The 25,556-nt window shown below is 71.1% G+C and carries 15 protein-coding genes and 7 tRNA genes; 12 read left to right on the forward strand and 10 right to left on the reverse strand.

All coding sequences use genetic code 11. The features are described from left to right. The first annotated feature begins 172 nt into the window (after positions 1 to 172). Positions 173 to 970, forward strand: a complete 798-nt coding sequence (locus GTW08_RS24400; RefSeq protein WP_161152599.1) for a transposase family protein — start codon at positions 173 to 175, stop codon at positions 968 to 970. Positions 971 to 1,542: 572 nt separating this feature from the next. Here the strand turns inward: GTW08_RS24400 and GTW08_RS32595 are convergent. Then, positions 1,543 to 1,665 (reverse strand): hypothetical protein, encoded by a 123-nt coding sequence (locus GTW08_RS32595; protein WP_255497748.1) that lies wholly within the window; start codon positions 1,663 to 1,665, stop codon positions 1,543 to 1,545. A gap of 93 nt (positions 1,666 to 1,758) precedes the next feature. Here GTW08_RS32595 and GTW08_RS24405 point away from each other — a divergent pair, with 93 nt between their 5' ends. The 3 genes from GTW08_RS24405 (at position 1,759) to GTW08_RS24415 (ending at position 10,014) form a co-directional block, all read left to right on the forward strand. After that, positions 1,759 to 3,999, forward strand: a complete 2,241-nt coding sequence (locus tag GTW08_RS24405; protein WP_161152595.1) for a hypothetical protein — start codon at positions 1,759 to 1,761, stop codon at positions 3,997 to 3,999. A gap of 18 nt (positions 4,000 to 4,017) precedes the next feature. Next, the gene (locus GTW08_RS24410; RefSeq protein WP_073574119.1) at positions 4,018 to 8,724 is read left to right on the forward strand and encodes a DEAD/DEAH box helicase; all 4,707 of its coding nucleotides are present in this window, start codon (positions 4,018 to 4,020) and stop codon (positions 8,722 to 8,724) included. A gap of 99 nt (positions 8,725 to 8,823) precedes the next feature. Then, positions 8,824 to 10,014, forward strand: a complete 1,191-nt coding sequence (locus GTW08_RS24415) for a sigma-70 family RNA polymerase sigma factor (RefSeq protein WP_161152596.1) — start codon at positions 8,824 to 8,826, stop codon at positions 10,012 to 10,014. Here the strand turns inward: GTW08_RS24415 and GTW08_RS24420 are convergent. The 3 genes from GTW08_RS24420 to GTW08_RS32180 form a co-directional block, all read right to left on the reverse strand. After that, complete coding sequence (locus GTW08_RS24420) at positions 9,993 to 12,458, reverse strand: GmrSD restriction endonuclease domain-containing protein (protein WP_073574120.1); 2,466 nt, start codon at positions 12,456 to 12,458, stop codon at positions 9,993 to 9,995. The genes GTW08_RS24415 and GTW08_RS24420 overlap by 22 nt on opposite strands. A gap of 122 nt (positions 12,459 to 12,580) precedes the next feature. Beyond that, positions 12,581 to 17,176: an AAA domain-containing protein gene (locus GTW08_RS24425; protein ID WP_161152597.1), complete on the reverse strand. Its 4,596-nt coding sequence runs from the start codon at positions 17,174 to 17,176 to the stop codon at positions 12,581 to 12,583. A gap of 743 nt (positions 17,177 to 17,919) precedes the next feature. Continuing rightward, positions 17,920 to 18,525 (reverse strand): TetR/AcrR family transcriptional regulator, encoded by a 606-nt coding sequence (locus GTW08_RS32180; protein ID WP_304580025.1) that lies wholly within the window; start codon positions 18,523 to 18,525, stop codon positions 17,920 to 17,922. 57 nt (positions 18,526 to 18,582) lie between these two features. Between GTW08_RS32180 and GTW08_RS24435 the strand changes: the two genes are divergently transcribed. Next, complete coding sequence (locus GTW08_RS24435) at positions 18,583 to 19,623, forward strand: hypothetical protein (RefSeq protein ID WP_073574123.1); 1,041 nt, start codon at positions 18,583 to 18,585, stop codon at positions 19,621 to 19,623. Positions 19,624 to 19,990: 367 nt separating this feature from the next. Here the strand turns inward: GTW08_RS24435 and GTW08_RS24440 are convergent. The 4 genes from GTW08_RS24440 to GTW08_RS24455 all read right to left on the reverse strand — a co-directional run bounded on the left by GTW08_RS24440 (position 19,991) and on the right by GTW08_RS24455 (position 22,264). Further along, positions 19,991 to 20,062: transfer RNA gene (locus GTW08_RS24440), tRNA-Val, on the reverse strand. Positions 20,063 to 20,124: 62 nt separating this feature from the next. Then, entirely contained in the window at positions 20,125 to 20,652 is a 528-nt protein-coding gene (locus GTW08_RS24445; RefSeq protein WP_073574124.1) for a TIGR02611 family protein, read from the reverse strand. A gap of 26 nt (positions 20,653 to 20,678) precedes the next feature. Further along, positions 20,679 to 21,560, reverse strand: coding sequence for an anti-sigma factor (locus GTW08_RS24450; RefSeq protein ID WP_073574125.1), 882 nt, complete (start codon positions 21,558 to 21,560; stop codon positions 20,679 to 20,681). Between the two features lie 26 nt (positions 21,561 to 21,586). Beyond that, positions 21,587 to 22,264, reverse strand: a complete 678-nt coding sequence (locus tag GTW08_RS24455; RefSeq protein ID WP_073574126.1) for an RNA polymerase sigma factor — start codon at positions 22,262 to 22,264, stop codon at positions 21,587 to 21,589. 278 nt (positions 22,265 to 22,542) lie between these two features. Between GTW08_RS24455 and GTW08_RS24460 the strand changes: the two genes are divergently transcribed. From GTW08_RS24460 to GTW08_RS24485, 6 genes are all read left to right on the forward strand, one after another. Then, positions 22,543 to 22,971, forward strand: coding sequence for an SsgA family sporulation/cell division regulator (locus GTW08_RS24460; protein WP_073574127.1), 429 nt, complete (start codon positions 22,543 to 22,545; stop codon positions 22,969 to 22,971). Between the two features lie 156 nt (positions 22,972 to 23,127). Next, positions 23,128 to 23,200: transfer RNA gene (locus GTW08_RS24465), tRNA-Gly, on the forward strand. Between the two features lie 19 nt (positions 23,201 to 23,219). Further along, positions 23,220 to 23,294 (forward strand) — tRNA-Val (locus GTW08_RS24470). Positions 23,295 to 23,529: 235 nt separating this feature from the next. Further along, positions 23,530 to 23,602: transfer RNA gene (locus GTW08_RS24475), tRNA-Gly, on the forward strand. A 30-nt stretch (positions 23,603 to 23,632) separates the two neighbouring features. Then, positions 23,633 to 23,704: transfer RNA gene (locus GTW08_RS24480), tRNA-Cys, on the forward strand. A gap of 1 nt (position 23,705) precedes the next feature. Continuing rightward, positions 23,706 to 23,780 (forward strand) — tRNA-Val (locus tag GTW08_RS24485). A 69-nt stretch (positions 23,781 to 23,849) separates the two neighbouring features. Here GTW08_RS24485 and GTW08_RS24490 read toward each other — a convergent pair. Further along, entirely contained in the window at positions 23,850 to 24,596 is a 747-nt protein-coding gene (locus GTW08_RS24490) for an SDR family oxidoreductase (RefSeq protein WP_073574128.1), read from the reverse strand. A 113-nt stretch (positions 24,597 to 24,709) separates the two neighbouring features. Between GTW08_RS24490 and GTW08_RS24495 the strand changes: the two genes are divergently transcribed. After that, positions 24,710 to 24,785: transfer RNA gene (locus GTW08_RS24495), tRNA-Gly, on the forward strand. A 2-nt stretch (positions 24,786 to 24,787) separates the two neighbouring features. Here GTW08_RS24495 and GTW08_RS24500 read toward each other — a convergent pair. Beyond that, positions 24,788 to 25,555: an SDR family oxidoreductase gene (locus GTW08_RS24500; RefSeq protein ID WP_161152598.1), complete on the reverse strand. Its 768-nt coding sequence runs from the start codon at positions 25,553 to 25,555 to the stop codon at positions 24,788 to 24,790. Between the last annotated feature and the right edge of the window lies 1 nt (position 25,556).

Here is a 25,556-nt window from a genome sequence, read left to right on the forward strand (position 1 = left end):
TCTCGATGCCCGCGGACGGGTGCCAGTTCGGCTCAGCGCGAAACAGTGAGCCTTTGCCAACCTGACGGACGGGCAGGTCAGAGCGTGTGCGGCGTGGCGTGACCTCGAAGGGGTGAAGCTCCTGGTAGACGAGCGGTTGCTGAGACCAATCCGTCCGACCAGGAGCTTCAAGGTGCTGTCCTACCCGTCCGGGATGACCGTGTCCACCCACACGCTGAAGATGGTCAGCACGCTGTTGCGTCGTCACCGCCGCGAACGCGCGACCCGCTGGCGCAGGCTCACCCCGGGCCGTCAAGCCCTGCTGGTCGTGGCGCACCTGCGCACCGGTGACACCTACGCCCAGCTGGCCTGCGGATTCAAGGTCGGGACCTCCACGGTGTACCGCTACCTGCGCGAGGCCATCGACCTGCTCGCTGCGATGGCCCCGACCCTGGAGCAAGCGATGCAGGTCGCGGCGCGCAAAGCGTTCGTGATCATCGACGGGACCCTGCTGCGCATCGACCGGGTCGGCATGGCGAGCGGCTATGACCGGGGGTTCTACTCGGGCAAGCACAAATGCCACGGGCTGAACGTGCAGGTCATCGCCGACCCGGTCGGCCGGTTGGTGTGGATCTCCCCGCCGCTGCCCGGGGCCCGTCACGACATGGGCGCAGCCCGCGAGCACGGCATCATCGACGCGCTCACCGAGTACGCGATCCCGGCCGCCGGCGACACCGCCTACCAGGGTGCCGGGCCTACGGTCGCGGTCCCGCAGCGCCGTCGGCGCCTCGACCCCGACACCGGTCGTTACCGACCCTTGTCGGTGAACCAGAAGGCGGTCAACGCCGCGCACGCCCGCCGTCGCGGGCCGGGCGAGCGGGTCAACGCCGAGCTGAAGACCTGGAAGGTCCTGCGCAAGATCCGCTCCAGCCCGAACCAGGCCGCAGCGCTCATCGCCGCAGTTCAGACCCTCATGATCGCCAACACTTGATCAGGTTGGCAAAGGCTCAGTGGGACGCGGTCCTTCGATGAATGCTCGCCGCTCCCGTGTGACCCCTGCGCACTATCGTCACCCATAAGGGTGAAACGATCGCACTCTGCCGCATCCGCGCTGAGTCGATCATGCGTGGCGCGGTAGGGGTAAGGGCAAGGGGGACGGGCATGGAGCTACCGACGCTTCGCGATCACGAAGCCCCCTCGCCCACGTCCCCGTCGGTACGGCCTCGTGACCTGCTCGACGACTCCGAGCGCCTGTACGACGGGGATCTCGTCGACGCGATCGGCGCCGACCCCGACCCGGGCGAAGCCCACCGCCGTGAGCTTCTCCTCCAAGCGCTCGCGGCGTACGAGCGGCTCCGTCTCCGCGAGGCGCCCGATTCCGATCCTGGCACGGTCTTCGCCAAGTGGCCCGCCTGCACTCTCGTCGCGACGGCGTGGCTGGCCCGGCGCGCCGAGGATCTCACGGCCTCCCTGGCGGCGGTGCTCGGCGGTCCGGCGACCGGTTGGCTCGCAGGATGGGCTCACGCATGGGCCATGCACCCGGAACTGCGAGGCCACATTCACTCACCGGGCCTGACCGCTGCTGTGCGGGCCAGCGGCGCCGTCGGGTCGGTGGTGGCTGCTCCACTCCTGCGGCTCGATCTCGAACGAGGTGCACTCGTCGTCGCCTTCCCCGACGAACGCCACGGGGCTTCCGTCCTGGTGGGCGGGGGCGAGTGTCCTCGCGCCGGTAACGGGTTCCTGCTGGCGCGGCCTTCGCGGATCGCAACCTGCACGGACGTGCTCGGTGGCGTCCACGTCGTCGACGTCGTCGACATCACGGACCCGCTCATCATCTTCGACGAGACAGGATCCCGGCTGCCCGCCGGTGCCGCCCTACCCGCAGGCGAGGTCTGGGTTCTCCACCTCGGTACCCCCACGGCGGACGCGGTCGACGGGACCTGGCAGGTCCTGGAGCACGCGACGCCGCCCGTCGGGTGGTCCCGGTGGTGGCTCGCGCGGGTGTCGCTCGCCGGCGCGGCTGCCATCCGCTCGGCGGTGGACTTCGGGCCGCCGCCGGGTCCTTGGCGGCCGGTGCAGAGCACCGAACGAGCCGACCTGCTGCTCGGCGAACCCATCGAGGGGCTCCTGGGGCCGGACGGCGAGCCGGTCCACGGGGAGCCCCCGCGGCTCCGTCTGCCCGGAGGCGCGAGCCAGACCTGGACCGTCGAGCTGCTCCGCGACGGCGCGGCGCTCCCCCGGCGGTGGACCGCCTTCGGTGGTGCCGTCGTCTCACTCGCGGACGGGTCGACGGGGCCGTTGGTGGGGCGGTTCCGCGTCGCCGCCTCGGCGCCGGGGCAGTCGCCGGTGCGGGCATCGGTAACCCTCGCCCAGGGCGTCACGCTGACGACGAAGCGCCGACTGCGGCTGCTTCGCGAGAACGGCGGACTCACCTCCGCCGACGTCAAGCTCAGCGCCCCCGCCGGGGTGCTGGTCCCCTCCGTCGTGTCGCTGAAGTCCATCGAGATGCGGACGTCGGTGACGATCCGTGCCGCGGACTCGACGCACCGCCTGGACGCCGTAGTCGAACTCCCCCACTGCGCGCTGCGGCGCCGGGTGGCGGGAGAGAACGGAGTCTGGGGCGTCCGGCCCGAGGCCTTCACCCTCGACGACCTTGGCCACGGCGCATGCCTCGACGTGCAGCTGCCCGCCCGCCTCCGCGAGGCGCTCGGTCACGTCCCCGCGCTGGTCGCCACCGATCCCGCGGGCGGCCGTGACCAGCTGGTCCGCGGAGCCCGAGTGGCCGACGGCGTGTACCGGTACCGGCTCGCCGCGCTGCTCGACTCTGTGCGCTCCGACGGCAGCCTCGCGCTCTCGCTCGTGCTCGGCGACGGCTTCACCGCGCAGGTCGCCCGGATCCGCGGTTCCGCCGTGGCCGAGGCGGTGCTCCGCCGCGGCGACGAGCTGCGTCTGGTCGACCGGGACCCCGCACCGGAGCTCGTCGTGCGGGTGACGTCGCCGCTCACGCCATGGCTCCGGCCGTGGGAGGTCACCGTCGCGCCCGGCGAGTCCGCCGTGCCGCTCGGCCCGGGTTATGTCCACGGTGGGCTGCTGGACGTCCGGGTTGGCGCACCCCACCTCGCCAGCCGGACAGACCGGTCCTTCCGCATCGGCGACCCGAACCGGGTGCCGACCGCCCTGTCCGGAGTGGAATTCCAGGCGGCTGCTTACCTGGCCGGCCAGGCGCCCCCGCCCACCGGGATCGCCGCCTACCGCCTCCTCTGGGCGGCCGCGGACGCAGGCGGACCCGCGACCGACGCGGGCAGCCGAGCGCTCGTCACCCAGGAGTGCGCCGCGGTCCTCGGCGAGCGTCCGTACGCCGCGCTGGTCGCCGGGGCCCGTACGGCGATGCCCGCGCACCGAACCGTGCCCATCCTGGTCCGCTCCGGGGTCGCCGCCCACCGGTTCGCCCGGGTCGACCGGCCCGAGGCGATCACGCTGCTCTGGGAGAGCAGCCCCCTGCTGTCGCTGCTCCTCACCTCGCCGCTGCTGCCCTACCGCAGCGGAGCCGTGGACTGGTCTCCCGCTGAGCTGAGCACGGAGGAGGCCCTGCTCCTCGACGCCGCGGAACGATATGCCAGTCCCGCGGGGTTGGACATCCTGACCGGCGAGCGACGGTGGGACGGGCCCGTGCCCCCGCAGCCGCTTCTCGACGTGACGGACGCTCCATCTCCTGCCGCCACCACCGCGCTCACCGGTCTGGACGAGCTGCGCGCGTTCGCGCACGCCTCAGCGTTCGGCGAGCTGTTCTCGGTGCTCACGCACGTGCGCGCACCCGGAGCCTCCTCCCCACGGGAGGTCTCGCTCGGATTCGCGATCGTCGCCCGGCTCGCCGCGCACGGGGACCCGGACGCGGCGGAGGCCGAGCCCGGCCTGCGTGTCGCCTGGCTCGCCGTCGTCGCCGCCGACCCCGGCACGGCCGCCTCCGACCTCGCCCTGGCCGAGTACCTCGTCTCCCACTGGCACGCCCACCGTGACTGACACCGCGAAGGAGCAACGGTGACGTTCGATCCGCTGGAGTCCAGCCGGGAGATCACCCTCGGCTACCGCCGATACCTGCGTTCCCTGCTTCCCCTGCGCGACGCCTCCCTGGCCTCGGCGCTGGAGCACATGATCGACACGAGCCCGCTGCTGACCAAGGGACCGCTGCTGGAGGCGACGCCCGCCTATATGCCCGGCGCGACCCTCGCGGAGCTCGTGGCCGAGGGAGTGCTCCCGGAGAGGTTCCTATCCCTCACCGGGCCCGAGCTCCCCGCGGACCGCCCGCTCTACCGGCATCAGGAGCAGGCGATCCGCAAGGTCCGGGCCGGACGCAACGTCGTGGTCGCCACCGGCACCGGCTCGGGCAAAACCGAGAGCTTTCTGCTGCCGATCCTCGGCCACCTCGCCGAGGAGTCCGCCGCCGGTCGGCTCGGGCCGGGTGTGCGAGCGCTGCTGCTCTACCCCATGAACGCGCTGGCCAACGACCAGATGAAGCGGCTCCGGCACCTGCTCGCGGACTCGCCGGAGATCACCTTCGGCCGCTACACGGGCGAGACCCGTGACTCCGTGCGGGACGCGGAGGCGACCTTCGCCCAGCTCCATCCACACGAACGCCGGCTGCCCAACGAGCTGCTCAGCCGCGCCGAGATGCGCGCCACGCCGCCGCACATCCTGCTGACCAACTACGCGATGCTCGAGTACCTCCTGCTCCGGCCGAAGGACCTCGATCTCTTCGAGGGCGACCACGCCGGGCAGTGGCGGTTCGTCGTCGTCGACGAGGCCCACGTCTACGACGGAGCCAAGGGGGCGGAGCTCGCGATGCTCCTGCGCAGGCTCCGCGACCGGGTGTCGTCGGGCCGGGACCTGCAGGCGATCGCGACGAGCGCGACGGTCGGGGCCAAGGACTCCCCGGCCGCGGTGACCCGCTTCGCGACCGACCTCTTCGACCTGCCCTTCGAGTGGAACGACGACACACCGGGCAGGCAGGACCTCGTGACCTCGACCGTCGTCGCGGCCCCGGACCGACCGACGTGGGGGCCGCTCCCCGCCGGCGACTACGCCCGGCTGGGTGCGCACGTCGATCACACCGACGTGCTGAAGGCCGCCCGCGACCACGGCTGGGACGGGCCCGATGACGCGGTCGCCGCCCTCCGCTCGGAGTCCCGGCTGACCGCGTTCCGCACCGCGCTGTCCACGGGACCACGCCCGTTCGCCGACGTCGCCCGCACGGTCTTCGGTGAGGACGTCGAGCAGGAGCGGCACCTGACCGACCTCGTCCGCCTGGCGGGGGCGCTACGGGCCCCCGACCGGTCCCCGGCGCTCTCGTCGCGGTTCCACCTCTTCGTGCGGGCCACCGAGGGCGCATTTAGCTGCCTCGGCCCGGACGGCCCTCACCTCGGGTTGAGCCGTCGGGAACGCTGCGAGACGTGCGAGCGGGTCGTCTTCGAGCTCGGTGGCTGCCAGCGCTGCGGTGCCGCCCATCTGCACGGCGCGCTCGACGACAGCGGCCCGGTCCCCCGCCACGTCCCGTGGAAGGCGGGCGGGCACCGACGCCACGCCTGGCTGCTGCTGGAGGACGGCGACAGCACCGATCGCACGCCCCACGACGAGGACGACGCCGCACTCGAGGAGGAGAAGGCCACCGAGGGCGACCGGCGTTACCTTTGCACCGGCTGCGGAGCCGTGCACCTCGACCAGCCGCTGAACTGCGGTGCGGGCGACTGCACCGCCGGCGACTTCCGGACGGTCCAGCTGCTGTCGTCCGAGTCCGCGGCCCTCGGCTCCTGTGCTGCGTGCGGGGCGCGGGGCACCCGGTTGATCCGGCTCCTGGAGAGCGGCGGCGAGGCCTCGGCGTCGGTACTCGGCTCCGCGCTCTATCAGGCACTCCCCGCCGCGGACGGGCCCTCGTCGGATCTGCCCGGCAACGGTCGGAAGCTCCTGTTTTTCAGCGACAGCAGGCAGACGGCCGCGTACTTCGCGCCCTACCTGGAGGACACCCACCGCAAACTCGCACAGCGCCGGATCCTCACGATGGCGCTAGCCGACCACCAGCGGATGGAGCGAGAACCGGCGAAGCTCGATGGCCTCGCCCACTACGCCTACCTGGCTGCCAAGCGGGAGGGAGTCTTCGACGAGGACGCCTCCTCCGTCGTCGCCCGCCGCGAGGCCCTCGAGTGGACGGTCCACGAGGTGATCAGCTTCGACGACCGCCAGTCGCTCGAAGGCGTCGGGCTGATGCGCGTCGAGATGGTCCGCAAGGCCTCTTGGGCGCTGCCGGGCTGTCTGGCCGACCTCGGCCTGCCCGACGAGGAGGGCTGGGACCTCCTGCAGGAGCTCGTCCGCACCCTACGGTTCCAGGGCGCCATCGACATGCCCGAGGAGGTACCGCCCAACTCGCCGATCTTCGAACCGCGCACCGGCCCCATCTACGTCCGCGGCGACGGCTCCGACGCCAAGCGGAAGGTGCTGAGCTGGCTCCCGACGACGGGGACCAACCGGCGGATCGACTACCTCACCCGTGTGCTGGAGTCCGTGGGATCGACGGCGGCGCCGCGCGCGCTGCTTGACGCGGTTTGGGTGGCGCTCGACCCCGTCGGCACACCGGGCAAGGAGGGCCCGCACAGCTGGTTCTCGGTCGTCTCGCCCAAGGACCTCGGCCCCGTGCGCAGGCTCAACCACCTACGGTTCCGAATCCGACCGGTCGAGGAACAGGAGCAGCTCTTCCGGTGCGAACGGTGCCGTCGGATGGCCGGCGTGTCCGTGCGCGGGGTCTGCCCCACGCTGCGCTGCGACGGCATGCTCGAGCCGTGGGTCCGGCCCCGCGCCGCGGAGGAGCGCGACCACTACCGGCACCTCTACCTCGACGCCAAGCCGGTGCCCATGAAAGTCATGGAGCACACCGCCCAATGGACGAGCCAGAAGGCCGCCGAGATCCAGGGGCAGTTCGTCCGGGGCGAGGTCAACGCGCTCTCCTGCTCGACGACCTTCGAGCTCGGCGTGGACGTCGGCGAGCTGCAGGCGGTGGTGCTGCGCAACATGCCACCGTCGACCGCCAACTATGTCCAGCGCGCCGGTCGGGCGGGCCGACGCTCCGGCTCCGCCGCCCTCGTGCTGACCTACGCCCAGCGTCGGTCGCACGACCTCACCCGGTTCGCCGAGCCGGAGAAGATGATCGCGGGTGAGATGCGTCCACCGATCGTGCCGCTGGCGAACGTGCGCATCGACCGGAGGCACGCCCACTCCGTGGCAATCGCCGCGTTCTTCGGCACGATGAAACGGCAGTTCGCCCGTGAGTGGACCACCGCGGGCGAGTTCTTCCTGCCGCCTGTTCCCACACCGCCTGACTGGGTCGGCCCGGTCGCCCAGCTGCGGCGGTTCCTCACCCCCGTCCCCCGCCGGGTCCGGGACAGCCTGCTGGAGGTCCTGCCCGCGGACGTCGCCGCTGAGATCGACGTCGAGTCCGGCGCCTGGGCCGAGGTCCTCTTGGACCTCATCGAACAGGCGGGGCAACAGCTCGCGCAGGATGTCGAGGACTTCACCGAACGCGAACGCACCGCCGCGGCCGAGGCGAACTACGCCCTCGCGGGCCAGTGCAAGCGGGTCATCGCCACCCTGCGCAGCCGCCAGCTGATCGGATACCTGGCCAACCGGAACGTGCTGCCCAAATACGGCTTCCCGGTCGACACGGTGGAGCTGCGCACCGACCGGCTGCAGGGTGGCATCGACAAGCCGCTGGAGCTGACCCGGGACCTCACCATGGCGATCAACGAGTACGCCCCGGGTGCCCAGGTGATCGCGGGCGGGTACCGATGGACCTCGGGCGGGGTCTACCGGCTCCCTGGGAAAGACCTCTTCCGGCAGTACTACACCGTCTGCGAGACCTGCGGGCACTACCGGCAGGACGCTTCACCGCCCGCAGCCGAGTGTCCCGCCTGCGAGACCATCCAGACCAAGGCCGCAAAGGCGTACGTGGTGCCGGAGTTCGGGTTCGTCGCCTCGGAGAGCGTCCGTCAAGGATCGGGGCAGGCACCTCGTCGTTCCTGGTCCGGGGCCACCTACATCATCGACTCCCACGCCGACGTCGAGGAGGACGTCGTCCGGTTTCCCACCGGAGCGGAGCTGCGCTGGCGCTCCGGTGCTCGCGGTGAGTTCGTCGTGGTCAACGAGGGCCCGAACCGGGGCGGCTACCAGCTGTGCGACTGGTGCGGGTTCGGCACCTCGATGGTTGCCGGGCGCAAGAAGGCGAAGAGCCACAAGCACCTGCTCAAGGGGACCGAGTGCGCCGGCCCGATGCGGTCGCAGAGCCTGGCGCACCAGTACCAGACGGACTTCGTGGAGCTGGAGCTGCCGCCCGGCACGGCGACCGTTGTCGCCGAGTCGGCGCTGCGGTCCACCGTGTACGCCCTCCTGGAGGGTGCCGCCGCCGAGCTCGAGATCAGCCGGGACGACATCGACGGCACCGTGCACCACGGCGGTGACGGGTTCCCGTCGTTGATCCTCTTCGACACGACGCCGGGCGGGGCGGGGAACACCCCTCGGATCGCGCGGCAGCTGGCCACCGTGCTGGAGGCGGCCGTCCGACGGGTGGCCTCGTGCGAGTGCGGGCCGGAGACCAGCTGCTATGGCTGTTTGCGCGCCTTCCGCAACGAGCGCTATCACGAGCAGCTCAGCCGAGCGGGTGCCCTCAGCCTGCTGGGCAGGTTCGTCCCGGTCTTCGAGGTCTGAGGGATGCCCGACGCCCGATCCACCCTCGTCCCGAGCGCGGTCGACCTCGCGCTCAGCGCGCTCCGAGCCCGTGAACTCACGGTCGTGGCGATTTCGACGATGGCGCGCGATCACGAGCTGAGCGAGGCCGACCTGGCCGTCCTGCTCCGGCGGCTCGTCGACGACGGTGCCCGGGTACCGAGGCCGCTCCGTCCGTTGGTCGCCTCGGTCCCGGTCCCGGCGGCTTTGGCTGAGGCGTTCTCGGAGCACACGACCCTCGATCTCGACTCGATCTCACTGGCCGACCTCGGGCTGGTTGCCACACGGGACGGGGTTCCCCTCCCCCGAGAGGCGGTGTGGGATCCGCCCGTCGAGCGGCTGCCGGCGCCCCCGGTGGTCGAGGCCCCCGAGGAGCCGGACGGGTCCGTCCTGGACCTTGACGAGGACGACCTCGACGAGAACGCGGAGGCCACGGACTCGTTCTGGCGGTACCGGCTGGAGACCGGCCGCGCACGGCTGCTCGACGCGGCCGAGGAGGTCGCGCTGGCGCGGGCGATCGAGGTCGGTCTCCTCGCCGCCGAACGCCTCGAGAACAGCGATGAGACGACACCGGCCGCTCTCCCGCTGCGGTTGCTGATCGCGGCCGGCGAGGGCGCGTACCAGCGTTTCGTCACGGCCAACCTCCGACTCGTGCTCTCCATCGCGAGCGGGTACGGAGCTCCGGGTCTGGACGCCCTTGACCTCGTACAGGAGGGTGCTCTCGGCCTGATCAGGGCCGTGCAGAAGTTCGACATCGCCCAGGGCACGAAGTTCTCGACGTATGCGACCTGGTGGATCCGGCAGGCCATCACCCGCGCCATCGCCGACCAGTCGCGCACCATCCGTTACCCGGTACACATCGTCGAGCGCCTGAACACCTTCGCTCGCCGCGCCCACCCGGACGACGATCCCGCCACGGCCGAGCTGGCCGCCACGCTGCCGACGACGGTGCCGTACGAGAGTGCACAGAACGCCCTCGGTGAGGAGAGCCTGCAGGGCGTCGCAGAACGCCACCTCGACCCACCCGCCCCGGACCTGCGGGGATTCGACGCCGAGGACATCGCAGCCGCCCTCTCGATCCTGTCCGAGCGCGAGCGAACGATCATCGATCGTCGCTTCGGGTTCGTCGGCGACGCCTCGACGTTGGACACCATCGGCGGCGAGCTCGGGGTGACCCGCGAGCGCATCCGACAGATCCAGAGCAAGGCACTCGGGAAGCTGGAAACCGAGCTGCGTGCGGCCCGCCGTCGTCAAGCCCGGGCGGCCTCGTAGTCGAACTCCCCCAGCCGAGCGCGCGCCGTGGCGCGCTCCTCGTCGGTGAACAGGTCGTGGAAGCGCTCGTCCAGCATGACGGCCTCGACGCTGAGATCGAGCCGCCTGCGCTCCCAGAGGAACGAGAACGTGTCGTTGGCGGGCTTCCGGAGAGCCCGACGCACCGCGTCGACCGGGCCGTATTCGACGAGCAGCCCCACGAACAGTCGCGGGTTGTGCTTCAGCTCGCCCTTGCAGACATCGAGCACCTCGACGAGGCGGGCCTCCAAGAGAGCCTCGGCCTGCGTCGTCTCCGGCGCGACGACGGGCTCTGGCTCGACGCTCGGCGCGGGAACGTGGACCGGGGCAGCGGGCTCCGGCGTGGCCGCAGCCGCGGGCGTCTCCGCGGGAGCCTGTTGCTCGACCTCCGGGAGCTCGAGCTGCGCGACCTCGGGTTCGATGAGCTCCAACTGCCGAGCCGGGCCTACGACGGGCTCGGCCTCGGGTGCGGGTTCCACGAGTGCGACGCCGGGGGCGCCCGTGCCCTCGTCGTCCCGATCCCCCGCCGCAATCTCGTTGCGGCGCTGGACGAAGCCGCGCAGAGCGTCGACCGAGGTGAAGACCTCGAAGCCCAGCTCGGCGAGGCGGGGCAGGTCCGCCTCGTCCGGGTCCAGCTCCAGCACCACGGGCGAGCCCTGCCCGGCCTGCAGTCCCTCGGGCCAGTACGCCTCCGCCACGGCTAGCGCCCGGCTCGTCTCGGGGTCGGCGATCTCCGCATCCAACGCCGGGTTCGCGTACCCGGCCGCCCCCAGCTCGGTGAGCAGGTCGCGGATCTGCACCGCGCGGGCGTCCCGCTCGTCGGTGTCCTCGGCGACCCGTACCTGCGGCAAGCCCTCTGTCCACGCGACCTCGGCGCCGACGAGGCGCCCGAGGAACGCGTTCGCATCCGCCGCAACCAGCTTGCGACGGGCGTCGAGGAAGGCGCGATAGTTCTCGACGCGCCACAGCTCGGGGTCGGCCGGGATCCACTGGCTCGCCAACGCCTCCGCCGAGCAGAACATCAGGTACTCGTGGGGGCTGCGGCGATTCAAGGTGGTCGCGGTGCCGGGCACCGCAAAGGCCAGGTTCCCGACGGCGTTCGCCTCGGACCGGGAGTAGCCGTGCCGGTAAAGAGCGTCCTTCGGGAAAATCTCGTGCACCCGCAGCTCGCCGCTCTCGCCGTCGAGCAGGCCGCCGGTTCCGAGGTCCCGCCCACCGCTGACCCGGGTGAGCATGTAGAGCAACGCGTAGGCGCGCGCCCCGCGGCCGACCCCCTCGAGATCCTGCGGCTCGACGGTCAGGCCGCCCCGACGGGAGCGTTCGAGCGCAGTGATCAGTCCATCCACACCGGACCTGTCGACGATGTCGAGGTCCTTAGCCAGCGCGGTCTCGGCGGAGCCCGCGAACCGGCCGCGCAGGGCGGCATGGACGAACCAGTAGAGAGCCTTGTCCGCCTCCGCACCGTCCGCGAACCGGCCCTGTCCGTTGTGGAGCAGCCGGGTGACGATCGGGAACGCGTAGCGGCCACTGCTGATCACGCGGTCGTGGTCGATGCCCAGCCGCCCACCGACGAGGCCGAGGAAGTGCTCGATGTTCTGCGACGCGTGGTCGAGCGCCGTACGGAACTCGTCCGCGGACACCCCCTCCAACGCGGCGAAGGGCGCCCTTCCCGTGGCCACCGCGTTGACGTTGCGCAGCAGCCAGTCCAGCGAGAACGTGAACTGCCGCGCCCGCCAGCCCTCCAGCACCCGGCGCATCGACGGACGGGCGTCGCCCCACTCCGCGCAGATCCGCGCGAGCGCCAGGTCGCCCTTGGACAGCCTCGTGCCACCCGAGTTGACCCGGTTGAAGATGTCGACGACGACGTCCACCGTCTTGTCCGCACCGGTGATCCGGTCGACGAAGAAGTCTCGCTCGAGGATGCTCTCGAGCTGCAGCAGCCGGGACAGGTACACGCCGAGGTTCGGGCGCATCCACTGCTCGTCGATCAGCTGGTCGTACTTCTTGGCCTGGTCGGCGTTGAAGAGGCCGGTGACGTCCACCCACAGCAGGTCGGCCCGCGCGGTGGACGGAGCGAGGAACTGGAAGGCCTCGGTCTCCACGTTGAAGTAGAGCCGGGTGAAAATCGCCGGGTCACCCTCGAAGAACGCGGGTGGGCGCCCGCGGATGATGCCGTAGAGCGTGGTGATCCGCTGCTGACCGTCGAGGAGGAGTTGCTTGGTGCCGCTGCCGGCCTCCGCGCCACGGACTGCCTGCTGGTGCCCCTCCGCCTCCCAGACGAGCAGCGCGCCGACGGGGAAGCCCTTGTAGAGCGACCGCATGAGGCCGCGGATCTGGTCCTTGTTCCACACGTAGCCGCGCTGGAACTCCGGGAGCAGCATCGACCCCGAGTCGATCTGATCCAGGATGGTGCTGAGCCGCGCCATATCCGCCCCTCCATTGCCGCCGTGCTGCGCCTTCCCGATCCCAGGGCGCCCGTTGATGATGTACCGAACGTGACCGTGTTGCCGTCCTCGCCCCAATCGGACACCCCGATCGTGTCGGCGACTCAATCCGCCGTGCCGGGCAGGACGTAGCGGGTGCCCTTCGTCCGCCCCACCTTCTCGAGACGGCCGTCTTCCACGAGCGCGGTGAGGATCAAGCGTGCCTCCGGCAGGCTCACGGCCAGGAGGTCCGCGACCTGGCTCGTCGACAGCGCGCCTCGGCCGGCCAACATGAGGACGAGGCCGGAGCGATCCGCGTCGGGGTCCTCGTCCGGCTGTTCAACGACGGGTGGTAGGACCACCGGGACGCCGAGGACGGGTGTGGGGGCCTCGTCCTCCATAAGCTCCGGCGCTACCGTCACCTCCGCCGTCTCGGCGAACTCGGGCATCTCAGGGCTCTCGGCCGGTGCGTCGCTCGCCACCAACGGTCCGATCCCCAGGGTGTCGAGCTCGGCCCACACCGGGGCCAGGGCGCGCTCCTCGTTCAGGACGTACTCGGACTGCCGGATCCGCTGGAACGTCCACCCGCACCGCTTGAGCTCCTGCTCACGGTGGAGGTCCGCGAGCTGCTGTTCCGGCGTGGTGTGGAACGCGTCCCCGTCGCACTCCACGGCGAGCTTGCCCGCCGCCCCGGTGACGACCAGGTCGATGAAGCACCCGTTGGCCTCCACCTGCGGGGTCACGTGGAAGCCGCGACCGAGAAGGTCAAGGAAGACCCGCTGCTCGAAGAGCGAGTCGAAGGCGTCGTGGCGGCGGGTCCGGGTCACGTCGGCGAGCACCGGGGGGAGCTCCGCGCCGGCGCCGGGCGTCATGTGGTCCAGCAGCGACCGCCGCAGGTCCGTCGGGCGCAGCAGATCAGCGGTCACCGAGTGGAACAGCCATAGCTGGTCCTGGGCACGGGAGACGGCCACGTTGAAACGCTGCTCCGCGTCCCGCTTGGTGAAGGGGAACGCGGCCCGCTCCTTCGGGGCCACGACCATGGACAGGAACACGACGTTGCGCTCGTCGCCCTGGAATTCGGGCGGGGTGCCGACTCGGATCCGCCGCCGGTCCCACTCCTCCGGATCGATCACCCGCTTCAGCGCGGAGGCGATGATCTCTACCTGCGCCTGTCCCTGGAGGACTACGACCCCGAACGACAGCCCGTCGTACGCCTCGTCCGCCAGGCATGCGGCCAGTGCCGCCGCGATCTCCTCCGCCTCGGCGACGTTGGCCGCCCGGCTGCCCGTGCCCTCGGTGAACCCGCCCTCGACGTAGGTAGCGCGCAGCGGCGGGAGCCGGTCGGCCCCGAACTGCCGGAGTGGGACGAGCGGCGCGTCCCGGTAGAACGAGTTCGAGCACCAGCTGATGATCTCCGGCATGCACCGGAAGTGCTCCCGCAGCCGGATGACCTGGCCGAACCGGCTGCGCAGCAGCGAGAAGATGCTGTCGCGTGGCGTGAAGCTCGTGCGCAGGTACTGGGGAATGTCGTGCAGCTCCGAGTCGATGCGGTCGAAGATGGGCTGCAAGGAGCCACTCGTGACCTCGGACGGTGTGCACTGCTTGTCGTCGCCGACGACGATCACCCGCGGCGCGAGCCACAGCAGGAACGCGCTCGTCAGTTCGGCCTGGCTCGCCTCGTCGACGATCACGACGTCGAAGGTGTTCGCCCGCGGCGGGACCGAGGCCAGGACCTGCTGGATCGGCATGACCCAGGCGGGGACCGCGCCCTGCGCCACGCGCATGGCGTCCCGCGCGGCCTGCCGGTAACGCTCGGCGTACTTTCCGGTGCCCTTACCGACGTTCGCCATGTTGTTCTTGTACGACTGCAGGGCCTGCACCTGGGTCGCGTTCATCCGGCTCAGGCAGGCGCGCCAGGACCGGGCGGCGGCCAGGCGGCCGGTCAGCCGGGCCAGGTCCTTGGTCGCGATCGCCAGGTCGGCCTCGAGGCGCTGCTCCCGGCCCGGATCGATCTGGACCTGCAGCCAGGTCGCCGCGCACGCCCGCGCCCAAGCCTCCGGCCAGCGGCGGAGACGGTCCGTCCAGCCGTCGAGCGGGTGCTCGCGGAGGTCCGCGGCGAGGTGCGGCGCCGCGACGTGGACGCGGTCGAGCAGCTCGTCGCAGCGCAGCTGGGCCGTCTGCTGGTCCGCGGCACGGGCCAGCGAGGCGAGGGCCTCTGCGTAGGCGCCCTGGTCCGCCGCCTCGAACGCCCGCAGGGCATGTGCCAGCTCGTGCGGGCGCATCTCCAGCGGCACCGCGGCCACGAGGTCGTCGCGAGCGGCGTCGAGCTCGGCACGGGCGATCGCGGCCGACCGGGCGTGGGTCACCTGGACCGCGACAGCCGTGACCTGCTCTACGGCCCCGATGTCGTACAGCGCGGGCCTCGCGGCAGGCGGCAACGTGGCGAGCACCGCGCGGAGGGCGTCAGTGGCGGCCAGGACCCGCGCGATCACCCCGCACACCGTCCGGAGCTGCTGGAGGAGGTCGATCAGCACCACGCGGGGCTCGCCGAGGCCGACGCCGATGCGAAGGGGCCCGAAGGCCACGTTGATCTGCTGCCCGATCGCGAGGACCGCCAGGTGATGGGCTGCAGCGTGCGCCGCGGCCGCGGAGTCCACCGGCCGTCCGCCCACGAGCACGGCCGCCTCGAACGGTGCGACGGCCTTCTGCTCGGGGCTCTTGAACATCTTGCGGAGGGAGCCACCACCGTCGAGGTGGGCGCCGAGCGCAGCGAAGGCGTGCGCGGCGGCGTCCAGATCGACCTGGGCGTGGACGGAGACGTCCGCGAACCCGGCCGCCTGGTCGTGCTGCACCGCGGCGTCCACCAGCCCCAGACGCTCCACTGCGCGCTGCCAGGCGTGCGGCCCCGTTCCGCCCAGCAGTGCGGACGTCATGTCCCGCGCCCAGTCCCGGTGCGCGGGCAGGTCCCGCAACGCCAGGAGGCTCTCGTCGGCTTCGGTGCAGGCGGGACCCAGCCGGACGAGCTGCTCACCGTCGAGAGTCTCGAGCGTGGCCACCAACAGCGACGTGTCGCCCCGCCGGACCGACTCACCCAGCGCGACCGCCTCCGCTAGCTCACCGAAGCGGCGCTGGTCGAGCAGACCGGTAGGAATCCGCTGGTCACGACGGCTACGGCGTTCGTCGGTCTCTTCGCCGAGCAGCCGCACCAGCTCACCGAGCTCGGCGGCCGACACCGGGAGCTCGCCCGCGACGCCCTCCCCCAGCCAGCCGTCCCGCTCCTGCGTGCGACCGAGCTCTGCCGCGATCCGGGCGAGCGTGCCCCGGAAGCCGACGGCCACCTCGGGGTGCTCGAAGGTCTCCGCCTCGCGGACGGCGCGAATCTGCTCCAGGAGCCGCGCGCGGTCCCGACGGACGGCCTCGCGCTTCTCGGTGAGGTCCGTGATCTCGCGGTCGGCCCGGGAGGGGTTGAAGTCGGTCTTGCGCCCGGCGAGGGTCGCCACGCTGCGCGAGAGGTCGGAGTTCCCCTTCGCGGAGGCGTCGGTGAGCGACACGCACAGCTCCTGCATCTCGGGCGGCAGCTTGTCCCGCAGCACCCGGAGGGCCTGCGCCTTCTCCGCGGTGACCAGGACCCGCTTGCCCTGGGCGAGCAGCGCGCTGACCAGGTTGGCGATGGTGTGGGTCTTCCCGGTGCCGGGCGGACCCTCGACCACGACGCCGCTGTCCGCATCGAGCCGATGGATGATCTGAGACTGTTCCTCGTTCGCGGCCAGAGGGAAGAGCGGGGCCTCCCCCGCCGTGGCAGTGCCAAAGCCGGTGCGCTCCAGCCAGGCGAGGCGCTGCTCAGGCTCGATTGCCTCAACAAGCTGCGCGAGCCCCAGCGGCACGGGCGAGGACTCATCCGCGAGGGACGTGGCGATCGCGTCGTAGTACGCCCTGATCGCGTAGGCGCCGCGCGGCCGGGCGACGAGTGCCGGACTCATCGACACCAAGGAGTGCTCGGTCCGCTCAGGCTCCCAACCGTCACTCACCTTGTGCGCGACCTGCAGAACCCGGGCCGCCCACTCCTTCAGGAACTCGGGCAGAGCGGGTTCGATCGGGCTCACAGCCCGCTCGAGGAGCTTGTCCCGCAGGATCGCGCTACCGGACAGGTCGAAGGAGTCCAGCCCGCCCAGGAGCTCGTCGTCCTCGAGGCGGAGGCCGGACTCGTCGGCGAGGACGCAGATCATGTCGCCGGACTCGAGGTCCTGGTCGATCCGCACGGCCTGGCTGATCATGTGGACCCGCACGCCGGGGGTCTGCAACAGCCCGGAGGCGAGCACGAGCTCGACGGACTCCGGCTGGTCCTGTGCGAGCCGGTGCATGTCGAACAGCGCCTCGAAGACCTGGCGACGAGGCCTCCGCAGCCGCTCCTGCTCCGCCCACGCCCGCCAGTCGACGAGCCACGCGTCGAACTGCCCGCGGATGTGGGGGTGCTCGTCGATCGGGACCTCGCCCTGCCCTCGGACGACCACGCGCTCCTTGAGCCGCGGCTCGCTGAGGTCGTCGGTGACGGAGCGGTCCAGCCACCGCTTGAGCTCGCGGGACACCGCCGGTTCGGGATCGCGGTGCACCCGGGAGACACGGAGCACCTCGGCCCCAGGTCCGTCCGGGCTCTGGATCGTGGTCGCCTGCTGGGCGTAGTGCAGCCACAAGGTCCGGTGGTAGCGGTCGACGCTTCGCACAGGCGCGAAGCGGGCCGCGGCCATCTGCCGTAGCACGCCCATCAACCGTGTCACGCGATCCCTGGTCAACGGGTCGTGCTCGTGCGTCATCGACTTCCTCCCCCGAAGTGCCCGATCTGAGCGCCACACCCCTCATCGAAGGCAAGCACAACACCGTCACCGAGACGAGGAAGATTCACTCGAATCGCGCAAGGGATTCGGGACTCGCTACGAGGCACGTGCGGATTCGCACTCCGCTGCCTGGCCAGATGGCCGGATACGCGGGCTAGTTGTACTCGACCCCCGGGACGTTGAAGCTGATGTCATCCGGGCTTTCCACCCGCCCATCAACGTCGACCACGCCCCGGGGCACGCCACCGAGGTCGTCAAGGCAGCGCGACGCCGCCACTACGACAGCGCCGGGCCGCGCCCGTCCGACGGGCAGCCGTAGCCAGTTTGGAAGGCCTCGTAAGACTGGCGTTCTCCGTCATCGACCAGCAAGAACAGCGGACCACACACCCCTGCGGCTGACCTGGTTGACCGCCGGTAGGTGCACGCCAATTGCACGCTCCGAGCACTGCAGCTCCGGTCACGAGCTCTTCCGTGTGAAGCAACCGGACCGTCGAGCAGACGGGCGGTAGTGCCCGTCTCATCCCCGGGCGTCCGCAGGACGCTGCCGTAGTGATCAGTCGCCGTCAGGCAGTTGGTCGAGCAGACCGTGGTCACGTCGGTGCCGCTCCCTGGATCCGGGGAGACGAGATCCGCTACGTCAGCCCGCACTCGGAGAGACCCCGTCCACGGATGAGCGGCATGAAGAGCTCGTCGATGATCTCCATCAGGACCTCGTCCGGTACGGCTGGAACACCGCGCAGGGCGTACTCGCCACGCAACACCGTCATGGGGAGCGCCGCCACCCGCGGATGAACGGCCTCCGGCGGAGCTTCGCCGCGTGCCACTGCCTGGTCCACGATCGCCACCCAGGCGGCGTCCAGCGCGCCCCCTCCGGCCTGCTCGCGCAGCAGCTCCAGCAGCGCGGGCTCGTCGGCGGCCGCGGCCAGGAGATCACGCAGGATCTCCCCATGAGGGGAGGACCAGGTGGAGTTGACCTGCCGCAGCAGCTCGACGGCATCACCGCGGAGTTCGCCCGTGTCCGGCGTCAGAGTGCGAGCGTCCGCGACGTAGGCGTAGGCGGCGACGCCGAGCGCGGCGCGCCCGGGCCAGCGCCGGTAGATCGCGTTCTTGTTCGTGCCGGCGCGCCGAGCGACCTTGTCCATCGTCATACCGGCGTAGCCGGAGGCAACGAGTTCATCGGCGGCCGCACGCAGGATCGCCTGCTCCAGTTCCGCACCGCGCCGCCGCCCCCCTGTCACGGTACGGAGCGTACCTCCCACCTGATACGGTACTACTCGTACCTTATGGAGGTTGCGATGCGCGCATGGGGCGTCACCTACGACACCGGCTTCACCAACTGCGGAAGCACGACACACGAACCGTTCGACCCCACGGTCGTCGCCGAGGACATGCGGATCATCCGTGAAGAGCTTCTCGCCGACGCCGTGCGGATCACCGGCGGAGTCGCCGACCGCCTGGAGACCGCCGCACGGCACGCGGCAGCCGTCGGACTGGAGGTCTGGTACTGCCCGTTCACCCATGACCTGACCACCGACGAGCTGTTGGCATTCCTGCTGGACGCAGCCGAGCGCGCGGAGCGCATCCGACAGGAAGGTGCGGACATCCGGTTCCTCACCGGCTCGGAGATCAGCATCATGACGATCGGACTGATGCCCGGGCAGACGCTGGCCGAACGATCCGCCGTACTCACAGACGCGGCGCGTGTTCGCGAGATCCTCCCGGGAGTGCAGCACAGGACCAACGCGCTACTGGCCCGAGCAGTCGAGGGGGCACGCGAGCGATTCGGAGGCCTCATCGGCTACGCGTCACTCCCCCTGGAGGGAGTGGACTGGACGCCGTTCGACTTCATCGCGACCGACGCGGGTTACCGCGATGCCGGCAACGCTGACGCCCTTCCCGCGAACCTCGCCGCCATGACCTCGCAGGGAAAACCGTTCGCAGTGACCGAGTTCGGCTGTGCAGCCTTCTCCGGAGCCGCCGATCGGGGTAGCCGGGGCGACATCATCGGCTACGACGACCGGACCGGGCACGCAACGCACCTCACAGAGACCGTCGAGCGCAACGAAGCCGAACAAGCCGCCTACCTCCTGGAACTCCTCCACCTCTACGACTCGGGAGGCGTGGACACGGCGTTCGTGTACACCTTCGCCTCTCGACACCTGCCGACCTCCGATCAGCCAGAGCGGGACTTCGACCTGGGAAGCTTCGGGATCGTCAAGACCCTTACCCACGGGCGCACCGGCAACGCCTACCCAGGGATGCCATGGGAGCCAAAAGCAGCCTTCTCGGCACTGGCCGAGTACGGCCGAATGCGGACCGGCCACCCCGTGACCTGAAGCTGCGACGAGACGCCGCGAACCACCCGTTTCCCATCGAGGGCCCTGCGGATGTCGGCTGTACCGCATGTCTACCGGCAGAGACAACTCACGCAAGAGGCAGCGCTGGCTCGTCGACGACGGCGTCCCGCCGAACATGGTGCAGCGGGTCCTGGGCCACGAGCGGTCCTCGACGACGCTGACCTCCACCCCCGGCGGACCGACAACAGCGAGCGCATTCTCCAGGCCCTCGACGACGAGGACGATCGCGGAACGTCCGTCGCTCCGGAATGAACGATGCTCCGGAAATGCTCCGGGAACACCCCGGGGAACGACGAAACCCCTGGTCACATCCGGCTCGCTGAGCCTGTGACCAGGGGTTTGACTGTGGGCGATACTGGGATCGAACCAGTGACCTCTTCGGTGTGAACGAAGCGCTCTCCCCCTGAGCTAATCGCCCTCAGCGGTGAAACTAACTCTACACAGCCCGTCCCACCGCCGTTCACGGGGGTCACCCGTGGATCACCGCGGGCCCGTGACCAGCTCCGATCCCGGAACGGGCACCGGCGGGGGCGGCGGCTGGACCAGCGGCAGCAGCGGCGAGCGCAGCCACTCCCAGTGGATCCCCACCCAGCCGCCGGCCGTCTCGAAGATCCCGAACAGCCACGCGCACACGGCGACCGTGCCGAGGATCAGCGTCATCACCAGCAGCTGTACGACGCGGTTCTGACGGCCCATCCAGGCGACCCAGCCGTCGTAGCGGACACGGACCCAGTGCAGGAGCCGCTGCGCCCAGCCGAACTCGGCGGCGAGCACGCCCAGGCCGAGGAAGATGATTGCCCAGCCGGGACCCGGCGCGGGCAGCGCGATGATCCCGATGATCACGATCGCGGTGCCGAGGACGCCCATGGTGATGCGGTAGGCCAGGTCCAGCACCGGGTTGCGAGCCACGCGGGCCCGGAACACGCGGTAGCGGACCTTCGCCCGCCGGTACTTCTTGCGGATACCGGTGTACCGGCGCCCGGAGGTGGTTCTCCCGGACGCCGGCACACCGACGTCGTTCTTCTCCGTCGTACTCAGGTCTCCACCTGCCCGGCCGCAACTACCTTGGTCGGCGCGGGAGGAGCCTCCCTTCCGCGCTCGAGCGAGACGGCGTATGTCCCGTAGGTCCCGCTGTCGGGCGATTCTACGGACACCGGTCCCGGCTGCCCCGCTCGTACGTCGAACGTGCCGACCGCGCGCGGAGTTCCGTCACCGTCGAGTCCCCACAGGACATAGGTCTGGTCCGCGGTCTCGTTGGGGCCCAGCCCCATCGGCATGACCTGGCGCTGTCCGTCCTTCACGACGACCGCGGCCACCATCGGCGCCCCCGGCTCCGCGGAGAGGAACGCATGCGGTGTCCCGGGCTGCGCGATGGCGGAGAGCACGTCGCGCAGCTCCTGGGCCTGCGCGAGGCTCGCGTCCCGCTCCGCCTGCAGGGAACGGATCTGCCCGAACGCCGCTCCCCCGCCGACGATCACCGCGAGTGCGACGGCCGCCGCGACCAGTACCCGTCCGGGGCGGCGCAGCCACCCGTTCCGGGCCGGACCGCGTCCGGCACCTCCCGACGGGCGTGTCGCGGGCCCGGTGGACGGCTCGGACCGCGACGGGCGGGCTCGCGCCCCCCCGTCGGGCGCGGCGCCGGTGGACGACGTCTCGTCGCGGAGGGCGTGCCGCGGCACCGGGCGGTCGGACTCGCGTCCGAGCTGCGGGGTCTGCCGGGCCTGTTCCATGATCGACTCACGCAGCGACGGCGGCGGCTCGACCTGCGGCACCGCGCCACCGAGGACGGTCGTGGTCCCGGCGACGTCCGCGGCGAGCCGTCGGCACTCGTCGCAGCTCTCGAGGTGCTGCACCACCTCGATCTCCTCGTCGGGCTCGAGGGCGTGCAGCGCCCACCCGACCGTCTGTTCGTTCATCGGACAGGGCCTCCCCTCGTTGCCGTTCACGACAGCCCTCCCGCCAGGTCTCCCCCGGCCTCCCCGAGCGCCGGGCCCAGCAGGTTCCGGAGCTTGGCCACCCCGGTGAACATGCGGGACTTCACGGTGCCCAGCGGCACCCCGGTCATCGCAGCCACTTCGCGTTGGGTGTAGCCGCCGTAGTACGCCAGCGCGAGGACCTTCCGCTGGTCCGCGGGCAGTTGACCGAGCGCGTCGCGCACCTGACCGGCGACGAGTGCGCCGATGGCCCCCTCGTCGGCACCCGGGCCGGGCGGGGCGTTCCACTCCGCGCCGTCGTCCGACGCCGGGACGGTGCGGCGCCGGATGGCGCTCTCCCGGCGGACGGCGTCGACGGACTTGTGGTGCACCAGGGTCAGCAGCCAGGTACCGAAGCGGCCCTTGGCCGGGTCGAAGCGCGACGGGTCGCGCCAGAAGGCCAGGAAGACTTCCTGCACGACGTCCTCGGCCAACCCCTCGTCGGCACAGATACGTCGCGCGAGGGAATAGGCCTGACGCCCGAAGCGGTCGTACAGCTCACCCAGTGCGGTCGAGTCGCCCGACACGATCCGCTGCACGAGTCGCGCGTCCCCCGCGTCGTCACGACGCGCCGGATCACGGCGCGCGGCAGGCCCGGCGGCCCGCCCGTGCTCGGGGCGGTCCGGCGGATCGGCGATGCCTGCCACCAGCGTTGTCCTCACGATTGCTGTGTTCGGTGTCCGTACCCGTTCCGGTTCGAACTCCGACGAGAGTAGTCGTTCCCGGTCACACGGCTCACACGCCAGGACGGCGCGGAGCCCGTTCAGCCCTGTCGCCACACGCAGCGAGTTACACCGTTGTGACTCGATCGGGGGTCATCCCACGGTGATCCACGTTCTTGCGCATCGAACCCGTCACCCCGAGGCCTTCTGTCTCGTTCCCACACTGACGCCCCACGCAACGCCCCCACGAAAGAGGATCACCGATGCGCGACGAGTCCAAGACGATCCGGGCGACGGCCATGTTCGAGCTCATCGCTCCGGACGCGCCTGTCGTTCCCGTGAAGGTCGAGCTGTCCTACAGCAGCCGCGACCCCTACGCCGTGCAGGCCTCGTTCAAGACCGGTCACGACACCACGGTCGACTGGGTCTTCGCCCGCGACCTGCTCGGCGACGGACTGGTCGACTCCGCCGGCACCGGCGACGTCCGGGTGCAGCCGATGAGCGACGACCCGACCCGGATCGAGCTCGAGCTCACCTCCCCGTCGGGCCACGCCCTGTTCACCACCTCCGCGGCGACGCTGTCGGAGTTCCTGCAGGCGACCTACGACGCCGTGCCGGCCGCCGCCGAGTACTCCTGGCTCGACTTCGACGCCGCCCTCGCCGACCTGCTCGACACCACCGCCCGGGACTGACCCGACGTACCCCACCACCGGGCGGAGCCCGTCTCCGCACGTGAGAGGACATCCGGTGGTGGAGAGAGGGGGCGGTCGGACCCCCCTCGGGGCGGGTGCTAGTGTTCTCTCACCGCACCGCGGACGGGCCTGACGGTCCGGGACGCGGTGCACGGTGCGGACGTAGCGCAGCTGGTAGCGCATCACCTTGCCAAGGTGAGGGTCGCGGGTTCGAGTCCCGTCGTCCGCTCGGAGACTTCTCTTCCCACGCGCGATTAGCTCAGCGGGAGAGCACTACCTTGACACGGTAGGGGTCACTGGTTCAATCCCAGTATCGCGCACCATTTCCCGGATCCCCGGGGCCGCACATCGGCCCCGGGGATTTCGCATTTCCGGGTACGGCGACGCGCACCGCCGACCACCCACGGCGCCCTCCCCCGGGCTCGTCCGGCGGTCGTGGCCCCGCTGACCTGGACGGACGATCACCGGGTACCCCCTCGACAGCGGCCACGGACCGTGCGCTACTGTTCTCCCAACGCACCGGGAACTTGCGGAAACGCTACGGGAACGGTGCGGCATGCGGACGTAGCGCAGCTGGTAGCGCATCACCTTGCCAAGGTGAGGGTCGCGGGTTCGAATCCCGTCGTCCGCTCTGCCGGGCCCCGACAGCAGGCCGGTTTCCGGCGGCGTGGCCGAGTGGCTTAGGCAAGGGCCTGCAAAGCCCTGTACGCGGGTTCGATTCCCGCCGCCGCCTCGCGCGATTAGCTCAGCGGGAGAGCACTACCTTGACACGGTAGGGGTCACTGGTTCAATCCCAGTATCGCGCACCATTTCCCGGATCCCCGGGGCCGGAAGTCCGGCCCCGGGGATTCTGCTTTCCGGGCCTCCCCTGCCGCGGCTCAGCGCACCTGTTCCACCGGGCGCACGAGCATCTCGTTGACCGCCGCGTGCCGCGGGCGGGTCACGATGTAGACGACGGCGTCGGCGATGTCGGCGGGCTCCAGCACCCCGCGCTCGCCCTTCGAGGTCGCGTCCGGTGCGTACTCCGCACCCGAGGTCGTCATCTCCGAGGCGACCAGGCCGGGCTCCACGAGACCGACCCGTACGTGGCGCTCGGCGTACTCCTGGCGCAGCGCCTCGCAGAACGCGCCGACCCCGTGCTTGGTGGCCGCGTAGACGTTGCTCTCCGGCGACGGGACCCGCCGCCCGGCCACAGAGCTGATCGTCACCACGTCGGCGACGCCGCGCGGCCCACCGGCCGCCGTCGCCAGGTGCGGCAGGGCCGCGTGCGTCGTCGACAGGACGCCAGTGAGGTTGACGTCGATCATCGTGCGCCAGTCCGCGACGTCGGACTCGGCCGCCGGACCCCAGGACCCGAAGCCGGCGTTGTTGACGAGGACGTCCAGCCCGCCGTGTTGCTCGACCACCGCCGCGACGGCGGCGTGCAGCGCGTCGTCGTCGGTGACGTCCACCGGGTGCACCGACGACCTCGGCAGCTCCGTCGCCAGCTCCTCGAGGCGCTCCCGGCGCCGGGCCAGCAGCGCCACCGTCGCCCCCTCGGCGGCCAGCGCCCGGGCGGTCGCCTCGCCGATACCGCTCGACGCGCCCGTCACGATCACCGTCGTCCCGTCCAACCGTCCGCTCATGACAGCGGGGTACCCGCGGATCCGGCGACGTAGTGATCATCGCCGGGGTGCGGCGCAGCTCCCGGGAACAGGTGCGTTATCGTGGGGTAGCACGCGCCGGAGACGGCGCGACTGCGGACGTAGCGCAGCTGGTAGCGCATCACCTTGCCAAGGTGAGGGTCGCGGGTTCGAATCCCGTCGTCCGCTCCACATCACCACGGTCGCCACCCGTTCCGATGCCGGGCGAACCCACCCTCCGAGTCGATCACCTGTCCGGTGATCCAGGCTGCCTCGTCGGTGCACAGCCACGCGATCAGCCGGGCCGGGTCGTCGGGCTCGCCGAACCGGCCGAACGGGAACATCGGGGCCATCGCACGGAACGCCTCCGCGCCGAGGTATCCGGTGTCGACCGGCCCCGGGTTCACCGTGTTGACCCGCAGCCGCCGGTCCGCGAGCTGGTCGGCCAGGGTCGGTGTGATGCCCGCGACAGCCGCCTTCGCCGCGGCGTAGGCCACCTCGCCGGGCATGGGCCCGCGCGCCTGCCCCGAGGTGAGCAGGACGGCCGCACCGCCGGGACGGGTGTCGTCGTGCGCGTTCGCCCACGCCTGGACCAGCAGGATCGACGCGCGGGCGTCGACCGCCCAGTGCCGGTCCAGCTCCTCGGACAGCTCCCCCAGTGGACCGTCGGAACCCGACAGGGCCTGGTTGGCGACGAGCAGGTCGACCGGTCCGCTGAGCTCGCGGGCGGCGTCGAGCAGACGCTGCGGCGCGGCCGGGTCGGCGAGGTCGGCGTGCACCCCGGCGACCGGCGCCGTCGCGTGTCCCCGGACCTCCGCGAGAGCGGCGTCGACGTCGTCGGCACCCCATTCCTGCGTCGCGTCGTGCGGGGCGAAGTGGTGCACGACGACGGCCGCGCCGTAGGCGGCGAGCCGGCAGGCGGTCGCGTGCCCGATCCCGCCGCGCCGGCCGCCTCCGGTCACG

Source organism: Pseudonocardia sp. SID8383 (assembly GCF_009864975.1).
In the GTDB taxonomy this organism is placed as follows: Bacteria; Actinomycetota; Actinomycetes; order Mycobacteriales; family Pseudonocardiaceae; genus Pseudonocardia; species Pseudonocardia alni.

Coding starts and splice junctions, on each gene's coding strand:
- GTW08_RS24460 (WP_073574127.1), top strand. CDS start 22,543: ATGCGCGACGAGTCCAAGACGATCCGGGCGACGGCCATGTTCGAGCTC.
- GTW08_RS24450 (WP_073574125.1), bottom strand. CDS start 21,560: ATGAACGAACAGACGGTCGGGTGGGCGCTGCACGCCCTCGAGCCCGAC.
- GTW08_RS24435 (WP_073574123.1), top strand. CDS start 18,583: ATGCGCGCATGGGGCGTCACCTACGACACCGGCTTCACCAACTGCGGA.
- GTW08_RS24415 (WP_161152596.1), top strand. CDS start 8,824: ATGGCGCGCGATCACGAGCTGAGCGAGGCCGACCTGGCCGTCCTGCTC.
- GTW08_RS24490 (WP_073574128.1), bottom strand. CDS start 24,596: ATGAGCGGACGGTTGGACGGGACGACGGTGATCGTGACGGGCGCGTCG.
- GTW08_RS24420 (WP_073574120.1), bottom strand. CDS start 12,458: ATGGCGCGGCTCAGCACCATCCTGGATCAGATCGACTCGGGGTCGATG.